We start from the raw sequence: 20,292 nt of genomic DNA on the forward strand, positions 1-20,292 counted from the left end.
ATTTTGCCGTAAAGTGTGTGGTCCAAGACGTGCAGGGAGGGTAACGTCCGCCCCAACATGTCCAGCCGGGAAACTGCTATGTCCGCCGATCGCCGCCAATTCCTCCGTGTTACCGGCAGCGCCTTTGCTGCACTGGCCGCCGCAGGCTGCGCCGGCAGGTCTGGTGGCGCGCTCACCGCGCTGGCCCCGGCAGACAGTTATGGCGGGCTGATCGCCGATCCCGCTGGCCTGCTGGACCTGCCGCGCGGCTTTTCCTACCGCGTGGTTTCCGCGCTGGGCGATGCGATGGACGATGGCGGCACCGTGCCCGACCGCGCCGATGGCATGGGCTGTTTCGACCTTGGCAACGGCCAGATCGCGCTGGTCCGCAACCATGAATTGCAGCCGCAGAACGATGCGGGCGGCGCCACCGGCCCCGCCTTCGATACCGTGGCGCGCAGCCTGATCCCGCTGCCGGGCGGCACCACCACCATCGTGATGGATGCGGCCACGCTGGAAGTGCAGCAGCAATATCGCTCGCTCGCCGGAACGATCCGCAATTGCGCGGGCGGCGTCACTCCGTGGGGCAGCTGGCTCAGCTGTGAGGAGAACACCTCGAAGGCCGACGGCAGCATCAACCGCGATCATGGCTGGGTGTTCGAAGTGCCGGCCGATGCCGGGCGGCAGGTGCAGCCGGTTCCGCTCACCGCGATGGGCCGCTTCAACCATGAGGCTGCCTGCGTCGATCCGGCCAGCGGCATCATCTATATGACAGAGGACCGCGACGACAGCGTGCTCTATCGCTTCATCCCGCGCTTTCCGGGACGGCTGGCTGAAGGCGGTACGTTGCAGGCGCTGGTGGTGGAAGGCATCGCCGACACCCGCAACTGGGACGGTGCGCACATGCAGCCGGGCCAGACAGCCGGTGGCCGGTGGATCACGCTGGACGATGTGGAATCGCCCGAAGACGATCTGCGCACGCGCGCACACGCCATGGGCGCGGCCCTTTTCGCGCGCGGCGAAGGCATGTGGATGGGCGAGGGGGAGTTCTTCTTCACCTGCACCAGCGGCGGCACGGCCCGCCAGGGGCAGATATTCCGCATGCGCCCGACCATGCACGGCATCGATACGCTGGAGCTGTTTTACGAGAGTACGGACAGCGACGTGTTCAGCTTTGGCGACAACATCACTATTGCTCCCGATGGCCACCTGATCGTGTGCGAGGATCAATATACCGCCATTGTCGACAACCATCTGCGCGGCGTGACGCCGGACGGCGAGGCCTATGCCTTTGCCCGCCTGCGGGTGCAGACAGAACCGGCGGGCGCCTGCTTCTCGCCCGATGGCCGCACACTTTTCGTCAACGCCTATTCCCCCACGCGCACGCTGGCGATCACCGGCCCGTGGAAATGGCTCAGCTGAACTGACAGACAGGCAATATACACATGACCGATCCCCAATTCACCAATCCCGCCGCTCAGGCGGTGTTCGAGCAATATCAGGCGCGGCTCCAGCAGGAACGCGATCTGACCAGCGACCTGCCGCGCGCGAGCTTTGGTGATCGGCGGGACGAATTCCTGCTGCCCGTGGGTGCGGAGGTGGGGAATTTCCTGCGTGCGCTGGCAATCGGGCGTGAGGCCAGGACGATCCTGGAGCTGGGCACATCCTATGGCTTTTCCACCCTGTTCCTGGCCGATGCCGCGCGCCAGTGCGGGGGCCGGGTGATCTCCATCGATAGCGAGGCGCACAAGCAGGACCACGCCCGCGCCATGCTGGAACAGGCAGGCCTTGCCGAATATGTGGAATTTCGCTGCGGCGATGCGGTGGCTCTGGTCGAGCAGTCTGACGAGCAGTTCGATGTCGTCCTGCTCGACATCTGGAAGAACCTGTACGTCGCCTGTTTCGAAGCGGTCTATCCGCGCCTGCCCGAAGGCGGCGTGCTGGTGTCCGACAACATGATCTATCCCGAAGGCGCGCGCGAGGCGACGCGGGCGCTGCGCCAGGCGATTGCCGCCAAGCCCGACCTGCAGACCAGCCTGCTGATGATGGGAAGCGGCGTGGAACTGACGGTGAAATGGAGCCCGGACAGCGACATGCTGTAAGCGCCACCCTTGCATGACCTAGCCGATCGGCGGTTCCTGCGTCAGCGACAGCAAATTGCCGTCAGGATCGCGGAACCAGGCGACCTTGGCGCCATCGGGAACGGTCCACACCATTGCTGCGTCCTGTTCGACCATGTCGAATTCCTCGAATTCCACGTCGTAATCGCGCAGCCGTTCGATCTCGGCATAGATATCGGTCACGAACCAGCCGAACGATGTGTAGGGCACCGGCACCATTCGCGGCACCTTCTGGATGCGCAACTGGTGGCCGCAATCGTTGAAGATGATGGCAAAGGGCGTTTCGGCCACCAGCGACAGGCCGATGACATCGCGGTAGAAGGCCAGCGCCTGTTCTGCCTTTGCCGTGGCGATGAAGGAAACCGGGCGGCGGTCTATCGTCATGTCCGGAAAATCCCCCCTTCGCCTGCGATGCGGTCAGATTTTCGCCACCAGATCGAGCACTTTTTCGGCCCATTCGGGGCGGCAGATCAGCAGGTCGGGCATCCACGTATCCGGCTGGTTATAGACCATCGGGCTGCCATCGATCCGGCTGCAATGCAGGCCATGCGCGCGCGCCACGGCCACCGGTGCGCAGCTGTCCCATTCATACTGCCCGCCGGAATGGAGGTAGATTTCCGCCTCTCCGCGCACCACCGCCATCGCCTTGGCACCGGCGCTGCCCATGGCAACCAGCTCTCCACCCAGTGCCTCGGCCACGGCCACGGCTTCTGCGGCGGGCCTTGTGCGGCTGACCACCAGCCGCGGTGTGGCGGCGGCAGGGGGCAGGGGGCTTGTCTGGTCCGTGCGCAGGACGATCCCGTCATCAAGGCCGGGGAGGGCGACTGCGCCGATAGTGGCCAGGCCGTCTATCGCCAGGCCCACATGCACCGCCCAGTCAGACCGCGCCTCGCCATATTCGCGCGTGCCGTCCACCGGATCGACAATCCACACGCGCGACTTGCCCAGCCGCTCTGCGGTATCCTTGCTTTCCTCTGACAGCAGGCCGTCATCGGGGCGCTGCTGGCGCAGGGCGTGGACCAGGAACTGGTTGGCGGTCTGGTCGCCCGCCTTGCCCAGCGCCTTGCCTTCGAACATGCCGCTGTCGCGCACCTGCAAGAGAATGCGTCCGGCCACCTGGGCCAGATGGGCAGCGAGTTGTGCGTCTGTCATTGTCCGCCTTCTTCGATCACTTCGGCTATGGTCGGCTTTACCTGCCCGGCGTCCAGCGCCTCTTCCTCACTCGCAAATCCCCAGCCGACCGAGCTCCAGGCGCGTTCATGCACGTAATAGAGGATCATCTTGGTCAGCACTTCGGTGGTGGCGATGGCACCTGCCGCCTTGGGGCTGCCGGTGAAGAACCAGCTGAGCAGGAACGTGTCTATCGATCCCAGAACGCGCCAGCTGATGGCTTTCACCAGTGACCGGCTGTGCTTTTCGCGGCCCGAGAACAAGAACATGGCTGCCGCGCCTAACCCGAGCCGAGCAGCTGGTCGATCACCAGGTCTGCGGCCTCTTCGGGGGTCATGGCAGTCGTATCGATACGGATTTCGGGGCTCTCCGGTTCCTCATAGGGACTGTCGATCCCGGTGAAGTTCTTAAGCTGCCCTGCGCGCGCCTTCTTGTACAGGCCCTTCACGTCGCGCGCCTCGGCCACGGCCAGCGGCGTATCGACGAAGACCTCGATGAATTCGCCGCCCGGAAGCATGTCGCGCACCATCTGCCGCTCGGCGCGGAACGGGCTGATGAAGGCGGTGATCACGATCAGCCCAGCATCGGCCATCAGCCGCGCCACTTCGCCCACGCGGCGGATATTCTCGATCCGGTCGCTCTCGGTAAAGCCCAGATCCTTGTTCAGCCCGTGGCGGACATTGTCCCCGTCCAGCAGGAAAGTGTGCCGGTTCATCCGGAACAGCTTCTTCTCCACCAGATTGGCGATGGTCGATTTGCCCGATCCCGACAGGCCGGTGAACCACAGCACGGCGGGCCGCTGGTTCTTCATCGCCGCATGCTGGTCACGCGTGATGTCGACCGATTGCCAGTGCACGTTCTGCGCCCGGCGCAGGCTGAAATTGATCGTGCCTGCACCCACGGTGGCATTGGTGATCTTGTCGATCAGGATGAAGCCGCCCAGCGCGCGGCTGGTTTCATAGGCTTCGAAGGTGATCGGCTTGTCGGTGGTGACTTCCACCACGCCGATGGAGTTCAGCTTCAGCGTCTTGGCTGCCAGATGCTCCATCGAGTTGATATCGATTTCGAACTTGGGCTGCTGGATTGTGGCGCTGACCTGCTGCGATGCCAGCTTGAGCCAGTACCCGCGACCGGGGATCAGGTCCTCCTCGCTCATCCACACCAGATTGGCTTCGAACTGGTCGGCGCTTTCGGGAGGATCGCCCGCCGCCGCGATCACGCTGCCGCGTGAGCAATCGACTTCGTCCGTCAGGCAGATGGTGACCGATTCGCCGGCCACGGCCTCGGCCATTTCGCCGCTGTCCTTGCTGCCCGGCTTCGGCATGGTGATGATGGACTTGACCGTGCTGGTCTTGCCCGAAGGGACGATCCGCACTTCGTCACCCGGCTTTACGGCGCCCGATGCGATCAGGCCGGAAAAGCCGCGGAAGTCCAGGTTGGGGCGGTTGACCCATTGCACCGGCATGCGGAACGGGCGTGCCTGCGCCGCGGTGTTGGCGATCTCCACGCTTTCCAGATGGTCGATCAGGCTGGGGCCTGAATACCACGGCGTGTTGGCCGATGGTGCGGCGGTGATGTTGTCCCCCTTGAAGCCCGAAATCGGGATGGGGGTGAACTCGGCAATGCCGATTTCCCTGGCGAAATCGCGGTAATCGGCCACGATCCGATCGAAGGTGGACTGATCGTAATCGACCAAGTCCATCTTGTTCACCGCCAGCACGATATGCTTGATGCCCACCAGATTGGCGAGGAAGCTGTGGCGCTTGGTCTGCACCAGCACGCCCTTGCGCGCATCGATCAGGATCACCGCCAGATCGGCGGTGGAGGCCCCGGTCACCATGTTGCGGGTATATTGTTCATGCCCCGGCGTATCGGCGACGATGAACTTGCGCTTTTCGGTGCTGAAGAAGCGATAGGCGACATCGATGGTGATGCCCTGTTCGCGCTCGGCCGCCAGGCCATCCACCAGCAGGGCGAAATCGATCTCCTGCCCCTGCGTGCCCACGCGCTTGCTGTCCGCTTCCAGTGCGGCCAGCTGGTCTTCGAAGATCATCTTGGAATCGTACAGCAGCCGCCCGATCAGCGTGCTCTTGCCATCGTCCACGCTGCCGCAGGTGATGAACCGCAGCAGGCCCTTGTTCTGGTGCGTTTCCAGATAGGCCTCGATATCCTCTGCGATCAGCGCATCGGTCTGATAGACGGGATCGGAACCGGGAAGGTCAGCCATCAGAAATAGCCCTCCTGCTTCTTCTTCTCCATCGAAGCGTCACCGCCATCCTTGTCGATCACCCGTCCTTCGCGTTCGCTGGTAGTGGTCAGCAGCATTTCCTGCACCACTTCGGCCAGCGTGGCGGCGGTGCTTTCAACCGCGCCGGTCAGCGGGAAGCAGCCAAGCGTGCGGAAGCGCACCGAGCGATTGGTGATTTCGGGCAATTTGCCCATGACCTTTTCCAGCCGCTCCGGATCGTCGGCCATGAACAGGCCGCCGTCGTGCACATAAGTGGGGCGCTGCGCGGCAAAATACAGCGGCACGATCTCGATATTCTCGGCCATGATGTATTGCCAGATGTCCAGCTCGGTCCAGTTGGACAGCGGGAAGACGCGGATGCTCTCCCCCTTGGCCTTGCGCGTGTTGTACAGGTTCCACAGCTCGGGCCGCTGGTTCTTCGGGTCCCAGCCGTGGCTGGCGGTGCGGAAGGAGAAGATGCGCTCCTTCGCGCGGCTCTTTTCCTCATCGCGGCGCGCGCCGCCAAAGGCAGCATCGAAGCCGTGCAGGTTGAGCGCCTGCTTCAGCCCCTCTGTCTTCCACATATCGGTGTGCAGCGGACCGTGATCGAACGGGTTGATCCCGCGCTCGGTCGCTTCGGGGTTCTGATGGACGATCAGTTCCATTCCCGCATCCGCCGCGCTCTTTTCGCGCAGGGCATACATGTCCTTGAACTTCCACGTGGTGTCGACATGCATCAGCGGAAAGGGCGGGGGCGAGGGATAGAACGCCTTCTTGGCCAGATGCAGCATCACTGCACTGTCCTTGCCGATGGAATAGAGCATGACCGGCTTGGTCGCCTCTGCCGCCACTTCACGCATGATGTGGATGCTTTCGGCTTCGAGCCGCTGGAGATGGGTAAGGCTTTTCATTGCACCAAGCGCAATGGCGGTGGTGCGGGCGCATCGCAAGTGCTGGCGATGGCGAGAATTTCTTTCAAGCCTTCAATCTGCGAGTGCAAGCGGGGTCCATTCCTCCCCCGGCGGCAGCGGGGCAAAGATCGCATCCAGCATCTCCTCGCTCACGGCTTCGGCCTGGCCGGGCTTCCATTTCGGGCGGTTATCCTTGTCCACCAGCACCGCGCGCACGCCATCGATGAAGTCATGCCGCATGATCATGCGCGCGGCCAGCGCGTATTCGCGCGCCATCTCGCCAGCGAAATCAGCGGGCGCGCTGGCAAATTGCCGCAGCGCCACCTTGGCGCTGGTGGGGCATTTGCTGGTGACCGCGGCCAGTTCCTTGCCCGCCCATCTGGAGGTGTCCGCCTTCAGCGCGGCGATGATGGCTTCCAGCGTATCGGGGCCGAACAGGCGTTCGATAGGCTCGGCATTGCCCGCCAGCCGCGGCTGGGGCGATGGGGAGGACAGGTCAGTCAGTATTTCCGCAGCGGCGGCCGGCTCTGCCGCGATCAGCGCCTTGGCCTCCTCCACGTCCTCGCTGGCGAGGTAATGGGTGGCGATCCCCGCCCACAGGCATTCCGCCCCGTCCAGCCTTGCGCCGGTCAGCGCCATGAACTTGCCGATCTGGCCGGGCAGGCGCGGCAGATACCAGCCCGCGCCCACGTCCGGGAACAGGCCGATGGCCCCTTCGGGCATGGCGAACAGGGTATTTTCCGTTGCCACGCGCAGGCTGGCGGGCAGGGCAATGCCCACACCGCCGCCCATCGTCACCCCGTCCATGAAGCTGATCACCGGCCTGGGATAGGTGAACAGCAGGTGGTTGAGGCGATATTCGGCCATGAAGAAGGCGCGGCCCGCCTTGCCGCCATCCTCCAGCGCGGAACTGCGCACCATCGCCACATCGCCGCCTGCACAAAAGCCGCGCGTGTGCGGGGCATGGTCGATCACCACCGCCGCCACGCTGGCATCACCGCGCCATTGCAGCAGCGCCGCGATCATCGCCTCGCACATCTCCAGAGTCAGCGAATTGAGCGCCTTGGCGCGGCTCAGCGATATATGGCCGATGGCCCCTTCGCGCCGGGCCATGATATCCGATGTCATTCTTTCAGCAGGTCCCGTCCAATAATCATCCGCATGATCTGGTTGGTGCCTTCAAGGATCGAATGCACGCGCAGATCGCGCCAGAAGCGTTCAACAGGATAATCCATCAGATAGCCATAGCCGCCGTGCAATTGCAGCGCGCGGTCCGCCACCGCGCTGCCGGTATCGGTGGCCAGCCGCTTGGCCATGGCGGCAAAACGGGTCTTGTCGGGTGAGCCATCCGTCACCTTGGCGGCGGCCAGATACAGCAGCGCGCGCGCCGCCTCCAGTTCGGTCGCCATGTCGGCCAGCGTGAACTGGGTGTTCTGGAAGGCGGCAATGGGCTTGCCGAATTGCTGGCGGGTCCTGGTGTAGGCGATGGCTTCGTCCAGGCAGCGCTGCGCCCCGCCCAGCGAACAGGCGCCGATGTTCAGCCGCCCGCCATCCAGCCCGGCCATGGCGATGGAGAAGCCTGTGCCTTCTGCGCCAACCAGATTGGCGGCGGGCACTTTTACATTGTCGAAAATCACGCTGGCGGTGGGCTGGGCGTGCCAGCCGGTCTTGCGCTCGGGCGCGCCGAAGGAAACGCCCGCCATGTCCTTCTCGATCAGCAGGCAGGAGATGCCTTTCGGTCCGTCCTCGCCTGTTTTCATCCCCGTGCGCACCCCCGTCCTCACCATGGTGAAATACAGGTCGTTCACGCCCGCGCCGGATATGAACTGCTTGGTGCCGTTGACGATGTAGTGATCGCCTTCGCGCACCGCCGTGGTCCTCAGCGCCGCCGCATCGGACCCGCTGGACGGTTCCGTCAGGCAGTATGAGGCGAACAGGTCCATCCCCACCATCTGCGGCAGGAAGCGCGCTTTCAGATCGTCAGAACCGTAGGTGTCGAGCATCCATGCGGCCATGTTGTGGATGGAGATGAAGGCGCTGGTGGCCGGGCAGCCATAGGCCATCGCCTCCATGATCAGCGCCGATTCCAGCCGCCCCAGGCCGATCCCGCCATTGTCCTGGCTGACATAGATCGCGCCAAAGCCCAGCTGCGCCGCCTGCCGGATCACGTCGAGCGGGAAGATATGCTCCTCATCCCACCTAGCGGCGTGGGGCGTGATGTTGTCGGCGGTAAAGCGCCGCGCCATGTCCTGAATGGCGAGCTGGTCTTCGGTAAGCTGGAACTGGCCGGTCATGCCGCGCGCTACTGCCCCGCGCCGATGATCGCTTCGGCCTCGATCTCCACCTTGAAGGCGGGACCGGCGAGCGCGGATATGGCCACCAGCGTGCCCGTTGGCCGCGCATGGCCGCAGGCGGCGGTGAAGGCATTGGTGACAATTTGCGCATCGGCGATATCGGTCACGAACATGCGCACGCGCACCAGGTCTGCCGATGATCCGCCCAGCTGCTGGATATAGTCGATGATCTGTTCAAAGCAGCGTTCCGCCTGCCGTCCGGCATCATCCGAAATACTGCCATCTGCCTCGACGCCGATATTGCCCGAAACGATGATGCGGTTGTCCACGCGGATGGCGCGGGTGAACTTGGCCGTTTCCTCAAACGGCGAGAGCGGCGGGATGCGCTGGCGGCCATCATTCGGACCATTGGCGTTAGGACTATTGGCGTTAGGCCCATTATTGCTTGCTTCAGCCACAGGAGATCCTCTCAATCATCATGGTCGCGTCATAGGAAACGGTCAGCCGGTCGGGGCGGTAATCCATCGTCACCGCGGTGCCGGGCGGAACCCAGCGCAGCACGCGCGCGCCGGTCTGGGTGAGCAAGGTCGCGCCCAGTTCCTGCGTCGCCCTCTGGCCAATCAGGTCCTGCACGCCGGCTGCATCGCATTGCCCTTGCGGTTCGCGGGCGGGGTATTCCTCCTCCTGCGCGGAGACGGTGGAGCAGGCCGGCAACAGCGCCAGTGCGGCAACAGGGGCGATGAGCGGCAGGATCAATCGTGTCATGGCGAGCATCCTAGCGCGGGCAGTGGCTACACGCTAGGAGGTGAGCAGAGAGGAGACAATCCATGGCTGGCCTGTGGTTCGAGGAATTCAGCGTCGGGCAGACATTCGATCATCCGCTGCGGCGCACGGTGACCGAAACCGACAATCTGCTGGTGAGCGCGCTGACGCATAATCCCGCGCCGCTGCACCTTGATGCGGAATATATGAAGGACACCGAATATGGCCGCATACTGGTCAATTCCTGCTTCACGCTGGGCTTGATGGTGGGCATTTCGGTGAACGACACCACGCAGGGCACCGCCGTGGCCAATCTGGGCTGGGACGAGGTGCGCTTTCCGGTGCCGATCTTCGTGGGCGATACGCTGCGGATCGAGACAGAAGTGCTGGAATTGCGCGAAAGCAAATCCAGACCCACTCAGGGTATCGTAACATTTGCCCATCGCGCCTATAATCAGGCCGGTGAACTGGTCGCCCACTGCAAGCGCGCAAGCCTGCAGAAGAAGCGCCCGCAAGAATAGAAGTTTCGGAGAGAGAAATGCCGCTGAAAGTCGAACCCATATTGCCCAAATTCGGCGCCGAATGTTCGGGGCTGGACCTGACGAAGCCGCTGAGCGCCGATGAGCTGAAGCAGGTCACCGATGCGATGGACACCTATGGCGTGACCGTGTGGCGCAACACCGGCCTGACTGACGAGCAGCACGTCGAATTCAGCCGCAATTTCGGCTATCTGGAGCGTGTGCCTTTGCGCGAGGGCGCGAAATACCGCCTGTCGTGCCGCGAGTTGTTCGATGCTTCCAACCTCAATCTGGACGGCCAGATCACGCAGGACAAGGCCGCCATCGAATATCGCAAGGGTGACCGGCTGTGGCACACCGACAGCGCCTATATGGAAAAGCGCACGTCCTATTCGATGCTGCTGGCCCATGCCGTGCCGCCGCCCGGCGTGGGAGGTGAAACATGGTTTGCCGATACGCGCAGCGCCTATCACGACCTGTCGCCGGAAATGAAGGCGCTGATAGAGGACAAGGTCGGCCTTAATTCGCTGTGGTGGAGCCGCAAGCAGGCCGGCGCCGATATTGACGAGGCGGAAATCGACGCCCGCCCCAAGGCGCGCCATCCGCTGGTGCATGTGCACAAGGGATCGGGCCGCAAGTCGCTGTTCATTGCCGCGCACACGATGGATATCGAAGGGATGGACAAGGCCGAAGGGCGCGCGCTGCTGCAACAGCTGATCGCCCATGCCACCCAGCCGCAGTATGTCTTCAACGTGAAATGGAACGTGGGCGACCTGGTGATCTGGGACAATCTGTGCACCATGCACCGCGGCGGCGAATATGATTACACCGCCTATCGCCGCGACATGCGCCGCACCACCGTGCGCGAAGGCACCGAACCGCACACGATGGACACGGGCGACGATCCCTTCACCGAACTGTTCGCCGCCACGCCCCGCACGGTCGATATCAACGCCGCAAGGGATGCCGGCCGATAGTGCGCTGGCCGGATAGTCCTCTCCTGCTGGCTGCTTTTTCTGCCCTGGCAATTGGCACAGCAACCGGGGCGCAGGCGCAGGAGACGATTTCCAGGACCGAGATCAGGACGGCCCCGCCACAACAGACGCATGAGCGCCTGCGCGATGTGGTGTGGGGTGCGATCGAAGTGACCGACTTCCGGCGCGATGAACCGGCCACACGGCCGCTCGATGTCCTTGCCTTTGATACACGGCCCTATCTTACCCGCGTCAGGAACCTGTGCAGCTATGACAGGCTGGCGGTCAGTTTCGTGCCGCTTGACGAGGGCGCGGAAGGCCCGGATGCGCAGGTGGTCGCACGTCAGTTCCTAGCATCTTCCTGGTGGAGCTTTGTCGAGCCTCCGCAATTTGGCCAGGCGTGGCAGAGCGAGGAGCCACAAGCCGCAGACTTGTGCAGTGACCTTCCCGAAGACCAGCATTTCTACCGTGCACCAGATCTCGGCACAGCAGCGCAGGCCTATCTCGCGATGATCGGCCTGAAACAGGATATTGCGGCGGGACGCCAGTTCAAGCTGGCTTGTGAGTCCGCTTCAGCAGCAGAGGCGGACTGCAGGGAAGAAATCGCCGATCTGCCTGTCGAGAGCCTGCAGTCGGTTGATCCGTGCAATGCCCATCTCGCCGATGGCTGTTACCATCTGGACTTTGGCGAACGGCATATCACGGTGGAATATGGTGCTGGCATGCATGGCGCGGACCCCCATGTCACCAGCGCGACGCTGGAGCGGTTCATCATCCTTTTTCACCCCCGCCCTGACTAGATGCGCCCTGACTAGATCCGGCCAGAATTGAAACACCCGGCCCTCGTGGGAAGGACCGGGTGTTCCGTTGCACCGGGCGGGAGCGGCCTGGTGCCTGTTCAGAAAATGGCGACGTTGAACATCATGCTGCTGATGGCGACGGCGCAGATCAGCGAGAACAGGCGGTTGGTCATTACGGACATCGAACTTCTCCTTGGGCTGTGTGGTGGTTACTTGCCGCGCTGGCTGATCTTGCCGCGGATGTGCTTGAACACGTTGATCCCGAACCACGCGGCTCCGGCGTAGGCGATCAGCTCGGTCGCGCCGGCCCCTGCTGCCAGGATCAACAGCCTGGTCTTGAGTGCGGGCTGCATGATCGCCAGCGTGGCGAACACGCCCACCCAGATGGTGGCGATCAGGCTGGCGCCAGTGATGAGGAAGAACTTCTTGTTGCGAACAGTGGTGGTCATCATGCGTCTCCTTTATTGTCAGGACGCTGAAACAGTCCGGCTGGCGCACATTTTTCTTACTAATTTTGCGGGAAAAAGATTTTGTAAGAAGGTGCCGGGGGGAGGGGACTACTTTCTTGTAATGAACACGATAGAGCGCATCATTTCCGATCATGGGCAGGGGCTGCGACGGGTCGCGGCAGCTTATGAGGCGGATGCGATGCTGCAGGAGGACCTGTTCCAGGACATCCTGATCGCCATCCATCAGGCGCTGCCCTCGCTGCGTGAGAAGGAGCGGCTGGCGCCCTATATCTATCGCATCGCCCATAATCGCGCGGTCAGCCATGTGGCGCGCGCCGTCGGGCGCAGGAAGGGTGAGGCCGAGGTGATGGTCGAAGGCGCGGACGAAGATGTGCCTTCGCCGGAAAAGGCGCTGCTGCAAAGCGAGCGGGCCGAGAGGCTGGCCCGGGCGATCCGCCGCCTGCCGCTGTCTTACCGCCAGGTGGTGACGCTCTATCTTGAAGAAATGTCCTACGCCGAGATTGCCGAGGCGCTCGATATCTCACTGTCCAATGTTGGCGTGCGCATCACGCGCGCCAAGCAGATGCTGAAGGAGATGCTCGCATGAGCACGGATGACTTCCTCGATCGCCTGCGTGGCGACTGGCAGAGCCGCAGCGCCGATCTGGGCGATGTGCTGGCCCGCGTGCAGGCTGGTGAGGCAAGGCTGCGAAGGGAAAGGCGCCAGCGGATTTTCGGCACAGCGTGCATGGCCTGTTTTGCGATCATCTTTGCATGGGTTGGCTGGACACTGAAAAGCCCGCTGTTCCAGCTCGGTTCGGTCGCATTTCTGGCCGCCATGCTGATGTTCGTGGCAGACCTGTTCTACCTGCGTCAGGCGACGGGCGGGGAATTGCTGGAGGACACACCATCGGTGCTCGCCCGGGCAGAGCGGCAGGCACGCGTCGCCCTGCGACTGACCGAGGCCATGCTCGGCGCTGCGGTGCTGCTGGCGGTCTGTGCAGCGATAGCGCTGGCCTATGGCCTTGCGGGCAAGGTGGACATGGTGCGCGCCACCGTGATCGCTGCGTTCTGGCTGGGCGGGGCGGCCTATTGCTGGCTGCGGCAGCGAAGCCGGCGTGCCCGGGCAGAGGCGGAAATCGCGCATGTTTCCCGGCTACAAGCGCAGCTGGAAGGTGACGGGTGAGATCAGGGTCTGAAGCTGCGAAAGGACCTTGCGCCGCGCGGCTTGGCCGCTCAGCCGCCCAGTTCATCCACCAGCCGGGCCATGCGCGCGACATAGGCTTTCAGCGCCTCGCGCCCGGCAGGGGTGGCGCTCACCACGGTGCGCGTGCGCTTGTTCACGATGCTGCGATCCTGCGTGACATAGCCTGCCTCCTCCAGCCTGGAGAGGTGGGTGGACAGGTTGCCATTGGTGGTTTCCAGATGATCGCGCAGGGCGATGAAATCCGCCTCTCCCGCGCCGGCCAGATAGGCCAGTATGCCCAGCCGCATGCGCCCGTGAACAACATCGTCAATCTCGTTCACGTCAAAGCGGGCGGGCGCCTCAGCCTTCATCGCCGGTTCCTGCCTGACGCATCAGTTGCACGCCGGGGGCAAGCACCAGCAGCAGCAGGGCGATGATCAGCGATCCGAAGAAATCGAAGGTCCAGGCATAATAGAGCGCCAGCACAAAGGACCCGGCAGCCACCAGCCCCATCCACTTGCGCTGCGAAATCCACCCGCCGGCCATCCAGCCTGCGCCCCACAGGCCGAGCATTACCGCAGGCATGAGCATGAAGCCGAACCAGTTGTTCAGCCTTATGCCGGTGAGGGTGAAGGCCGCGATCATCACCGCTGCGCCTGCGAATATCGCCATCCAGCACGCGATCATGGCCTTGTTGGCGCTCGACAATGCACCGGGCTGCCGGCGCAAGGCGTGCAGGGCCAGTGCGCCCGATGCCAGCACCAGGGCCAATATGGCGAGCGGGACAGACGTCACCAGCACTTGCCCGGCGGAATCCGTCAGGCTTGTGCCGTTCCCTGTGGCGGCAGACAGGATCATCCGCCACACGGCCTCTGCGCCAATACCGGCGGCCAGCGCCATGCCCAGCCGTACCGCCAGACCTCTGGCCGGAGCGGCGAAAAGACAGGCGAGGAAGGCCGCAAGCGCGCCAAGCGGGGAAAGAAACACTGTCGGCGGCAGGAGGCCGAATGCCGCCGCCGCCACGCTGGCCGATGCCGGCAGGAAGGCCACGGCAAAGGCCACCAGCATCTCCCCGCCGATGGCCGGGCCGCGATGGCCGGCGTTGATGGCTGCACCCAGCTGATCGATCTGGGTCTTGAGTTCCTGGGACCTGAGCTCCGGGGACCTGAGTTCCGGGGTCCCGAGTTCACCTTGTGAGTTCATTGCGAATCTCCTGCTTTGACAATCGGTTTGTAATACAAACCTTATAGTCATGCAAGTGTCTCTGCCACCTGTATCTGCAAATCGGGTCGGGTGCCGGTCGCCGCGTCCGCCGCGCCCGAACGGGCCCCATCAGGAGATGGGCGCGCCTTCCAGGCAGGCAGTACCGCGGCCGTGGCGCTTTGCGTGATAGAGCGCGTCATCGGCGTTCTTGAGCATTTGCGTGCGACTCGGCTGTGCGCGATCCAGCATGGCGATGCCCATCGTCGCTGACAGCGAATAGCTGATGTCATCGCTGGCTTCATCGGTGAAGCTGAGCCGCAATTCTCGCAGCAGGTGGGACATGGTTGCGTCCAGATCGCCCAACAGCTGCTCATCGCTCAGCACCAGAACGAACTCGTCACCGCCCAGCCGCGCGGCAAAGCTTTGCTGCAGCCAGGGCGCGCGCAATCGCCGGGCCACTTCGCGCAGGACCTTGTCACCCGCGGCATGGCCCTGCGTGTCATTGATCGCCTTGAAATGGTCGAGGTCAATCAGCACCAGCGCAAGGTCGCGATCATCCCGCACGCATTCGAACATGATGTGGTCAAATTCCCGCTCGAACCGGCGCCGGCTGGCAAGCTGGGTCAGGTAATCGGTATCCGCTGCATCGCGCAGTTTTTGTTCGAGGACATTACGTTCGGTAATGTCCTGGAAAACACCGATCAGGGCCTCGGGCTTGCCATTCTTCAGTTCCAGCTCCCCGATGGCGCGGACCCGGCGCTTGTCGCCTTTTGCGGTAATGAAATCCAGTTCCAGGTCATAGGATTGACCGCTGCGGATACAGCGGCTGATCGCATTGGAGATCTGGCGGCGGTTGTCTCCGGGAAAGAAGTCGAGCGCGGTGCTGACTGGTATGGGATCATTGGGAGAAAGACCATGAATGGCATAAACCTGCGGTGACCATTCGACGGTATTTTCCTCCAGGCAAAGCCGCCACGAACCAATGCCCGCCATGCGTTCTGCCTGGTGCAGCTGGCGATGCAGCCTGGTCTTTTCGGTCATGGCTGATGCCAGCGCGGTGGCCTGGCGCTGAACCTTGTTGGCATTCAGCCGGGCAGTCAGCAGCATCTCTGTCAGCCGGGCAAGCTTGATGAGTGCATCGAGCGCTTCTGCAGTGGGCTTTTGCGGCTGGTGATCGATCACGCAAAGCGTGCCAAGTGCAACCGAATCGCCTTCGGCATTGCGCCTCAGCCTGATCGGAACACCGGCGTAGAAGCGGAATTCTGCACCCCCTGGAACCACCAGCGGGTTGTTGGCAAACTGCAGGTCCTGCGTTGCGTCCTCGACAACCAGTATCTCGTCGCGTTCCACGGCAAAGCGGCAGAATGACCATTCGATGGGTGTTTCCGCGATGGAGATATTGTGCCGCGACTTGAACCATTGGCGGTCGGTATCGATCAGCGAGACGAGCGAGATCGAACAGCCGAGCAGACGGGCGGCGGCCTGGGTTATGGCGTCAAATTCGGGTTCGGGATTGGTGTCGAGGATGGCAAGTTCGCGCAGAACGTCATTGCGTTCGGCGGACTGGGCAACCCTCGCCAGTACTGAATCATGTAACATGCGTGTAAGTTAGTCGGAGCTTGGTAAATTTTTCGTGTTGGTTGCAGGTGAAATCGATGGATCGAATCAAAACGCCCGGCCCTGCATGGGCAGGACCGGGCGCGTTGAATTTGCCAGCTGATCGCGGGGATCAGAAAACGCGGGCAGCGATCTCTGCCGGAGCGTTGAGGTAGCCCTCGATCTCGGCATCCAGCTTGAGCATGGTCAGCGATGCGCCGGCCATTTCCAGGCTGGTGCAATATTCGCCGACATAGTTCTTGGCCACGGTCATGCCCTTGCCCTCGGCCAGCGAGTGGGCCTTGCCGTACAGCAGATACAGCTCTGCCGGGGTGGTGCCGCCCAGGCCGTTGATCATCAGCGCAATCCGGTCACCCGATGCGAACGGCAGGTCGACGGCAACAGCGTCAAACAGCGTTTCGGTGATGGCGTCCGCATTGGTGATCTTGGTCCGTTCGCGGCCCGGCTCACCATGGATGCCGATGCCCACTTCCATCTCGTCATCACCGATTTCGAAGATCGGCGTGCCCTTGGCAGGCGGGGTGCAGCTGGTGAGAGCAACGCCCATGGTGCGGACATTGTTGTTCACCTTCTCGGCAACGGCCAGGATCTCGTCCAGGCTCTTGCCTGCAGCAGCAGCAGCGCCGCATGCCTTCATCACGAAGAAGTTGCCGGCCACGCCGCGGCGACCCACGGTGTACAGGCTGTCCTTCACGGCCACGTCATCATTGATGATGAACTGCTTGACCTTGATGTCCTCGGCCTCGGCCATTTCGCAGGCCATGTCCCAGGCCATGCGGTCACCCTGGTAGTTGTTGACCAGCACCAGCACGCCAGCCGGAGTGGCCAGCGCCTTGATGGTTTCATAACACGCATCCACCGGCGGAGCGGCGAACACGGGGCCCTGGCAGGCGCCGTCGAGCATGCCCGGTCCAACCGCCATCATGTGCGCGGGTTCGTGGCCGGAGCCGGAGCCCTGCACGATGGAGACCTTGTCCGCTACCGGACGGTCCTTGCGCTTGACCATCTGGAACTCGACATTGCCTTCCAGCAGGTCGGGGTTGGCGGCGAGCACGCCAGCCATGAATTCAGGCACGAAATTTGCCGGATCATTGACGAACTTTTTCATGAGTATTCCTCTCCCTTAGAAATCAGCGATTCAGTTCTGCAGCCTTGGGTGTGTAATCCACCCCATAATGCTTGCACCAGTCATTGAGGATGGTGGCCACGCCAACGATGCCCGGATCGGGCGTATTCGCGCTGCGCTCGCCCACCTGGCTGGCGCGGCCGCGATGGGCCACCAGCTTGCGGGTTTCATCAATGGCGTTGTCGGCCACTTCGGTCACGGCGCGCAGCATTTCTGCCGGGGTGGCGCTGTCGGCCATTGCCTTCATCGTCTCGGCCATCGGGATCAGCGCGTCGAGCAGGGTCTTGTCACCCAGCTTGGCGCCGCCGCGCGCCATGATGCCTTCGACTGCGGAGCCGATCATCTCGGCCAGTTCGGGCAGGGTGACTTCGGTCTTGCCCTTGGATGCCATGCCGGCCTTCATGAAGCCGGTGCCCCAGATCGGACCGGAGGAGCCGCCCACATGCTTGGAACACAGCATGGAAATCTTCAGCAACATGGCGCCGATGGCGCTCTTGTCGATTTCCGGCAGGTCCTTCTTGATGATGCGAAAGCCGGTGGCGAGCGAGGTGCCGAAGTCACCGTCGCCGGCCAGGCCGTCCAGGTCCGAAAAATACTGCTCGTTGCGGATTACCGTGTCGCAGGCGGTGTCGATCGCTTCTTCGATCTGTGCTTGGTCAAGTGCAGACATGTGTTTTCTCTCCTCAGGCTGCCGCTTGTGCGGCCAGCGCCCCCAGGTCTTCGATTGTGATGTTGATATTGGGCGCATCGCCCAGCTCGGGGACTACCTCTACCGCTTCGGCAAAGTCTTCGTCCACTGTATAAGTGCTGGTGGTGATCAGCGTGGCAATGCCAGCGCCGGTGGCGGCCAGCAGGCCGTTGCGGCTGTCCTCGATCACCAGGCAATCGGACGCGGGCAGGCCCAGCGTTTCCAGAGCCAGCAGATAGATATCGGGCGCAGGCTTCTTGGCCTTCACTACATCGCCCGCATGGACGAATTCGAACGCATCCTTGCGCTCGGCCCCGAACAGGTCGAGCACGGCGTCGATGAACTTGGGGTTGGAGGTGGTGCACACGCCCAGCCGCACGCCAGCTGCCAGCGCCTCGTCAATGATGCGCAGGATACCGGGGCGAACCGGCAGGTCGGTGACGATTTCGGACGTCAGGCGGGTCTTGGTCTTGTGCAGTTCGGCGATCAGATCGTCCTTGCCGCCAAACTTGCCCACCTGCGCTTCGGGCCAGCCGAATTCATCGAAATAGGCCTTCATGCGCTCCTTGCCGCCGGCAACCAGCACCAGCCGGGCATACAGCTCCACGCTCCATTCGGCGTCGATGCCGAATTCCTTGAACGCGAGGTTGAAGCCGACGCGGTGCGCGTCACGCTCAGTATCGACGAGAACGCCGTCGCAATCGAAAATCAGTGCCTTGATCATGGTCTGTGTGTTTCCCTCAGATCATTATTTCATGTTGCTGAGGAAAGCGGAGCCACGGTCCTTGCCGCCAAACTTCTCGATGAAGCCGGAGAACAGGTCCTTGCAGGCAGTGTACTGCGCATCGATCAGGCGCAGCGGTTCGAAATCCTTGGGCTTGGCGTTGTGATAGTCGACAAAGCTCTGCACGAACACGTGCTTGAGGTTGGTGGAGATGTTGATCTTGGCACTGCCGCGCGCGATCGCCTTGGCGAAGGTCTCGTCGGAAAGGCCGGTGCCGCCATGCAGCGCCATCGGCGTCTTCGTGGCGGCGTTGATGGCCGCGATGCGATCGAAATCGACCACCGGTTCACCATGGTAGAAGCCGTGGGCGGTGCCAACGGCACAAGCGAAGGCGGAAAGGTCCAGCGCATCGCAGAACTTCTTGGCGTCTTCCGGATCGGTCAGCACCGAATCTGCCTCGTCCACCACCATGTCGTCTTCCACGCCCATGATCTGGCCCAGTTCGGCTTCCATGCCGACATTATACTTCTCGGCAATGTCGCGCACGCGCTTGGACATTTCGAGGTTTTCTTCAAACGGGAATTCCGAAGCGTCGATCATGATCGATGTCCAGCCGGTCTGGGCGCATTTCTCGATCATTGCGATATCCTTGCAGTGATCCAGATGCAGCACCACGGGCACGGGCGAATTTTCAGCCGCGGTGCGCACCCAGCTGACGATTTCCTCGTGGCTCCAGTAATCGATGGTCTTGGAACTGGTCTGGCAGATCACCGGGGCGTTCAGTTCCTCGGCGGCTTTGACCATCGCCTTGACTGTGCCGTAATCGACGAGGTTGAAGGCGGCGACGGCATAGTTATTGTCCATCGCGTCGCGCAGCAGCGGTTTCATGTTTACCAGCGGCATCGGTTTGCTCCTTGTTTGTACCGGCCCGCTCAATGCTCCCCAGCGCGGGCGTTTCGAATCGGCTCCATAACCAGAGTCAGGAGCGCTCGCCACCCGTCATTACGTAATACTGACGTTTCGAGATTGAAAATGTCCGGCAATTGACCGGCTTCGTGCACAAATGGCGGATTTCGGGCCGTTGATGTGGGGCTGGCGGCACGTAAAGGAGATGCCGACGCGCGCCGTGCGGCCCGCCTTGCCGCTAGTCCTCGATCCAGACCTCGTCCTGATATGTCTCGGCCACAGGGGCCGGATCGAAGTCCGGCTGGCCCGGATTGTCGGGAGTGGCATCATAGCTGAAGCTGATCATCGGCTCGGCATTATCCACCGGCTGGCCCCATGTCGCCCCGTCATCGGGTTCGGCAAACACCTCATCCTCGGCCGCCAGCACCTCATCTGCTGCCAGACTGGGCGTGACGGTATGCGGCGCGCTCATGGAATTGGCCTGGTCCATGTCCTGCACGGCCGCAACTTCTTCGTCATCGGGCGAAGCGGCATCGCGGTTGTTCTCTGTCACCATCACGGCCAGGAACATAACGCCGCCAACGAACATGATCGCGTGGGATCGCCTGCTGAAGACCATTGGTATAACCTCGCCTGTCT

General features: G+C 62.6%; 25 protein-coding genes. 7 read left to right on the forward strand and 18 right to left on the reverse strand.

The annotated features are described in order from the left end of the window. The first annotated feature begins 78 nt into the window (after window positions 1–78). Window positions 79–1,401 carry an alkaline phosphatase PhoX gene (locus GRI32_RS01840; protein ID WP_160589407.1) on the forward strand — a complete coding sequence of 441 codons (1,323 nt, stop codon included), beginning with the start codon at window positions 79–81 and terminating at the stop codon, window positions 1,399–1,401. Window positions 1,402–1,424: 23 nt separating this feature from the next. Next, window positions 1,425–2,081, forward strand: coding sequence for an O-methyltransferase (locus GRI32_RS01845; protein WP_160589408.1), 657 nt, complete (start codon window positions 1,425–1,427; stop codon window positions 2,079–2,081). A gap of 18 nt (window positions 2,082–2,099) precedes the next feature. Here GRI32_RS01845 and GRI32_RS01850 read toward each other — a convergent pair whose 3' ends face one another. Genes GRI32_RS01850 through GRI32_RS01890 form a run of 9 tightly spaced genes read right to left on the reverse strand, consistent with a single transcriptional unit; the run spans window position 2,100 to window position 9,466 of the window. After that, entirely contained in the window at window positions 2,100–2,483 is a 384-nt protein-coding gene (locus GRI32_RS01850) for a VOC family protein (protein ID WP_160589409.1), read from the reverse strand. A gap of 33 nt (window positions 2,484–2,516) precedes the next feature. Then, complete coding sequence (locus GRI32_RS01855; RefSeq protein ID WP_160589410.1) at window positions 2,517–3,251, reverse strand: 3'(2'),5'-bisphosphate nucleotidase CysQ; 735 nt, start codon at window positions 3,249–3,251, stop codon at window positions 2,517–2,519. Then, a complete protein-coding gene (locus tag GRI32_RS01860; protein WP_160589411.1) occupies window positions 3,248–3,538 on the reverse strand; it encodes a DUF2061 domain-containing protein in 291 nt (96 codons plus the stop codon). The genes GRI32_RS01855 and GRI32_RS01860 overlap by 4 nt, the downstream gene beginning before the upstream one ends. 11 nt (window positions 3,539–3,549) lie before the next feature. Continuing rightward, the gene (gene cysN, locus GRI32_RS01865) at window positions 3,550–5,496 is read right to left on the reverse strand and encodes a sulfate adenylyltransferase subunit CysN (RefSeq protein WP_160589412.1); all 1,947 of its coding nucleotides are present in this window, start codon (window positions 5,494–5,496) and stop codon (window positions 3,550–3,552) included. Next, window positions 5,496–6,422, reverse strand: coding sequence for a sulfate adenylyltransferase subunit CysD (gene cysD / locus GRI32_RS01870; RefSeq protein ID WP_337190138.1), 927 nt, complete (start codon window positions 6,420–6,422; stop codon window positions 5,496–5,498). Before cysD ends, cysN begins: the two co-directional genes overlap by 1 nt. Before the next feature lie 57 nt (window positions 6,423–6,479). Then, window positions 6,480–7,535 (reverse strand): enoyl-CoA hydratase/isomerase family protein, encoded by a 1,056-nt coding sequence (locus GRI32_RS01875; RefSeq protein ID WP_160589414.1) that lies wholly within the window; start codon window positions 7,533–7,535, stop codon window positions 6,480–6,482. Then, the gene (locus GRI32_RS01880) at window positions 7,532–8,701 is read right to left on the reverse strand and encodes an acyl-CoA dehydrogenase family protein (protein WP_160589415.1); all 1,170 of its coding nucleotides are present in this window, start codon (window positions 8,699–8,701) and stop codon (window positions 7,532–7,534) included. The genes GRI32_RS01875 and GRI32_RS01880 overlap by 4 nt, the downstream gene beginning before the upstream one ends. 8 nt (window positions 8,702–8,709) lie before the next feature. Beyond that, the gene (locus GRI32_RS01885) at window positions 8,710–9,159 is read right to left on the reverse strand and encodes a Rid family hydrolase (RefSeq protein WP_337190128.1); all 450 of its coding nucleotides are present in this window, start codon (window positions 9,157–9,159) and stop codon (window positions 8,710–8,712) included. Further along, the gene (locus tag GRI32_RS01890) at window positions 9,152–9,466 is read right to left on the reverse strand and encodes an I78 family peptidase inhibitor (protein ID WP_160589416.1); all 315 of its coding nucleotides are present in this window, start codon (window positions 9,464–9,466) and stop codon (window positions 9,152–9,154) included. The genes GRI32_RS01885 and GRI32_RS01890 overlap by 8 nt, the downstream gene beginning before the upstream one ends. Before the next feature lie 62 nt (window positions 9,467–9,528). On the opposite strand from GRI32_RS01890, the gene GRI32_RS01895 reads away from it, so the two are divergent. From GRI32_RS01895 to GRI32_RS01905, 3 genes are read left to right on the forward strand one after another with little or no spacing between them, the layout of a single operon-like run. Beyond that, complete coding sequence (locus tag GRI32_RS01895) at window positions 9,529–9,984, forward strand: MaoC family dehydratase (RefSeq protein ID WP_160589417.1); 456 nt, start codon at window positions 9,529–9,531, stop codon at window positions 9,982–9,984. Between the two features lie 17 nt (window positions 9,985–10,001). Beyond that, a complete protein-coding gene (locus GRI32_RS01900; RefSeq protein WP_160589418.1) occupies window positions 10,002–10,958 on the forward strand; it encodes a TauD/TfdA dioxygenase family protein in 957 nt (318 codons plus the stop codon). Beyond that, window positions 10,958–11,755 (forward strand): hypothetical protein, encoded by a 798-nt coding sequence (locus tag GRI32_RS01905; protein WP_160589419.1) that lies wholly within the window; start codon window positions 10,958–10,960, stop codon window positions 11,753–11,755. The genes GRI32_RS01900 and GRI32_RS01905 overlap by 1 nt, the downstream gene beginning before the upstream one ends. Before the next feature lie 209 nt (window positions 11,756–11,964). On the opposite strand, the gene GRI32_RS01910 is transcribed toward GRI32_RS01905, so the two are convergent. Beyond that, complete coding sequence (locus tag GRI32_RS01910) at window positions 11,965–12,207, reverse strand: hypothetical protein (protein ID WP_237437312.1); 243 nt, start codon at window positions 12,205–12,207, stop codon at window positions 11,965–11,967. Between the two features lie 118 nt (window positions 12,208–12,325). Here GRI32_RS01910 and GRI32_RS01915 point away from each other — a divergent pair, with 118 nt between their 5' ends. Both GRI32_RS01915 and GRI32_RS01920 read left to right on the forward strand, forming a co-directional pair. Then, complete coding sequence (locus GRI32_RS01915; protein WP_160589421.1) at window positions 12,326–12,811, forward strand: RNA polymerase sigma factor; 486 nt, start codon at window positions 12,326–12,328, stop codon at window positions 12,809–12,811. Next, on the forward strand, window positions 12,808–13,389 hold the full coding sequence (locus GRI32_RS01920) for a hypothetical protein (RefSeq protein WP_160589422.1): 582 nt from the start codon (window positions 12,808–12,810) through the stop codon (window positions 13,387–13,389). Before GRI32_RS01915 ends, GRI32_RS01920 begins: the two co-directional genes overlap by 4 nt. Window positions 13,390–13,439: 50 nt before the next feature. On the opposite strand, the gene GRI32_RS01925 is transcribed toward GRI32_RS01920, so the two are convergent. From GRI32_RS01925 to GRI32_RS01960, 8 genes are all read right to left on the reverse strand, one after another. Further along, complete coding sequence (locus tag GRI32_RS01925) at window positions 13,440–13,760, reverse strand: winged helix-turn-helix domain-containing protein (RefSeq protein ID WP_160589423.1); 321 nt, start codon at window positions 13,758–13,760, stop codon at window positions 13,440–13,442. Further along, window positions 13,750–14,592 carry a hypothetical protein gene (locus GRI32_RS01930; protein WP_160589424.1) on the reverse strand — a complete coding sequence of 281 codons (843 nt, stop codon included), beginning with the start codon at window positions 14,590–14,592 and terminating at the stop codon, window positions 13,750–13,752. The genes GRI32_RS01925 and GRI32_RS01930 overlap by 11 nt, the downstream gene beginning before the upstream one ends. Window positions 14,593–14,721: 129 nt before the next feature. Then, window positions 14,722–16,191 carry a sensor domain-containing diguanylate cyclase gene (locus tag GRI32_RS01935; RefSeq protein WP_160589425.1) on the reverse strand — a complete coding sequence of 490 codons (1,470 nt, stop codon included), beginning with the start codon at window positions 16,189–16,191 and terminating at the stop codon, window positions 14,722–14,724. A gap of 130 nt (window positions 16,192–16,321) precedes the next feature. Continuing rightward, on the reverse strand, window positions 16,322–17,317 hold the full coding sequence (locus tag GRI32_RS01940; RefSeq protein ID WP_160589426.1) for a dihydroxyacetone kinase subunit DhaK: 996 nt from the start codon (window positions 17,315–17,317) through the stop codon (window positions 16,322–16,324). Window positions 17,318–17,339: 22 nt separating this feature from the next. Next, window positions 17,340–18,005, reverse strand: coding sequence for a dihydroxyacetone kinase subunit DhaL (gene dhaL, locus GRI32_RS01945; protein ID WP_160589427.1), 666 nt, complete (start codon window positions 18,003–18,005; stop codon window positions 17,340–17,342). Between the two features lie 13 nt (window positions 18,006–18,018). Beyond that, complete coding sequence (locus tag GRI32_RS01950) at window positions 18,019–18,747, reverse strand: HAD-IA family hydrolase (RefSeq protein ID WP_160589428.1); 729 nt, start codon at window positions 18,745–18,747, stop codon at window positions 18,019–18,021. Between the two features lie 24 nt (window positions 18,748–18,771). Further along, entirely contained in the window at window positions 18,772–19,650 is an 879-nt protein-coding gene (locus GRI32_RS01955) for a class II fructose-bisphosphate aldolase (protein WP_160589429.1), read from the reverse strand. 241 nt (window positions 19,651–19,891) lie between these two features. Beyond that, window positions 19,892–20,272 carry a hypothetical protein gene (locus GRI32_RS01960; protein ID WP_160589430.1) on the reverse strand — a complete coding sequence of 127 codons (381 nt, stop codon included), beginning with the start codon at window positions 20,270–20,272 and terminating at the stop codon, window positions 19,892–19,894. Between the last annotated feature and the right edge of the window lie 20 nt (window positions 20,273–20,292).

The organism is Alteraurantiacibacter aestuarii (assembly GCF_009827405.1).
In the GTDB taxonomy this organism is placed as follows: domain Bacteria; phylum Pseudomonadota; class Alphaproteobacteria; order Sphingomonadales; family Sphingomonadaceae; genus Alteraurantiacibacter; species Alteraurantiacibacter aestuarii.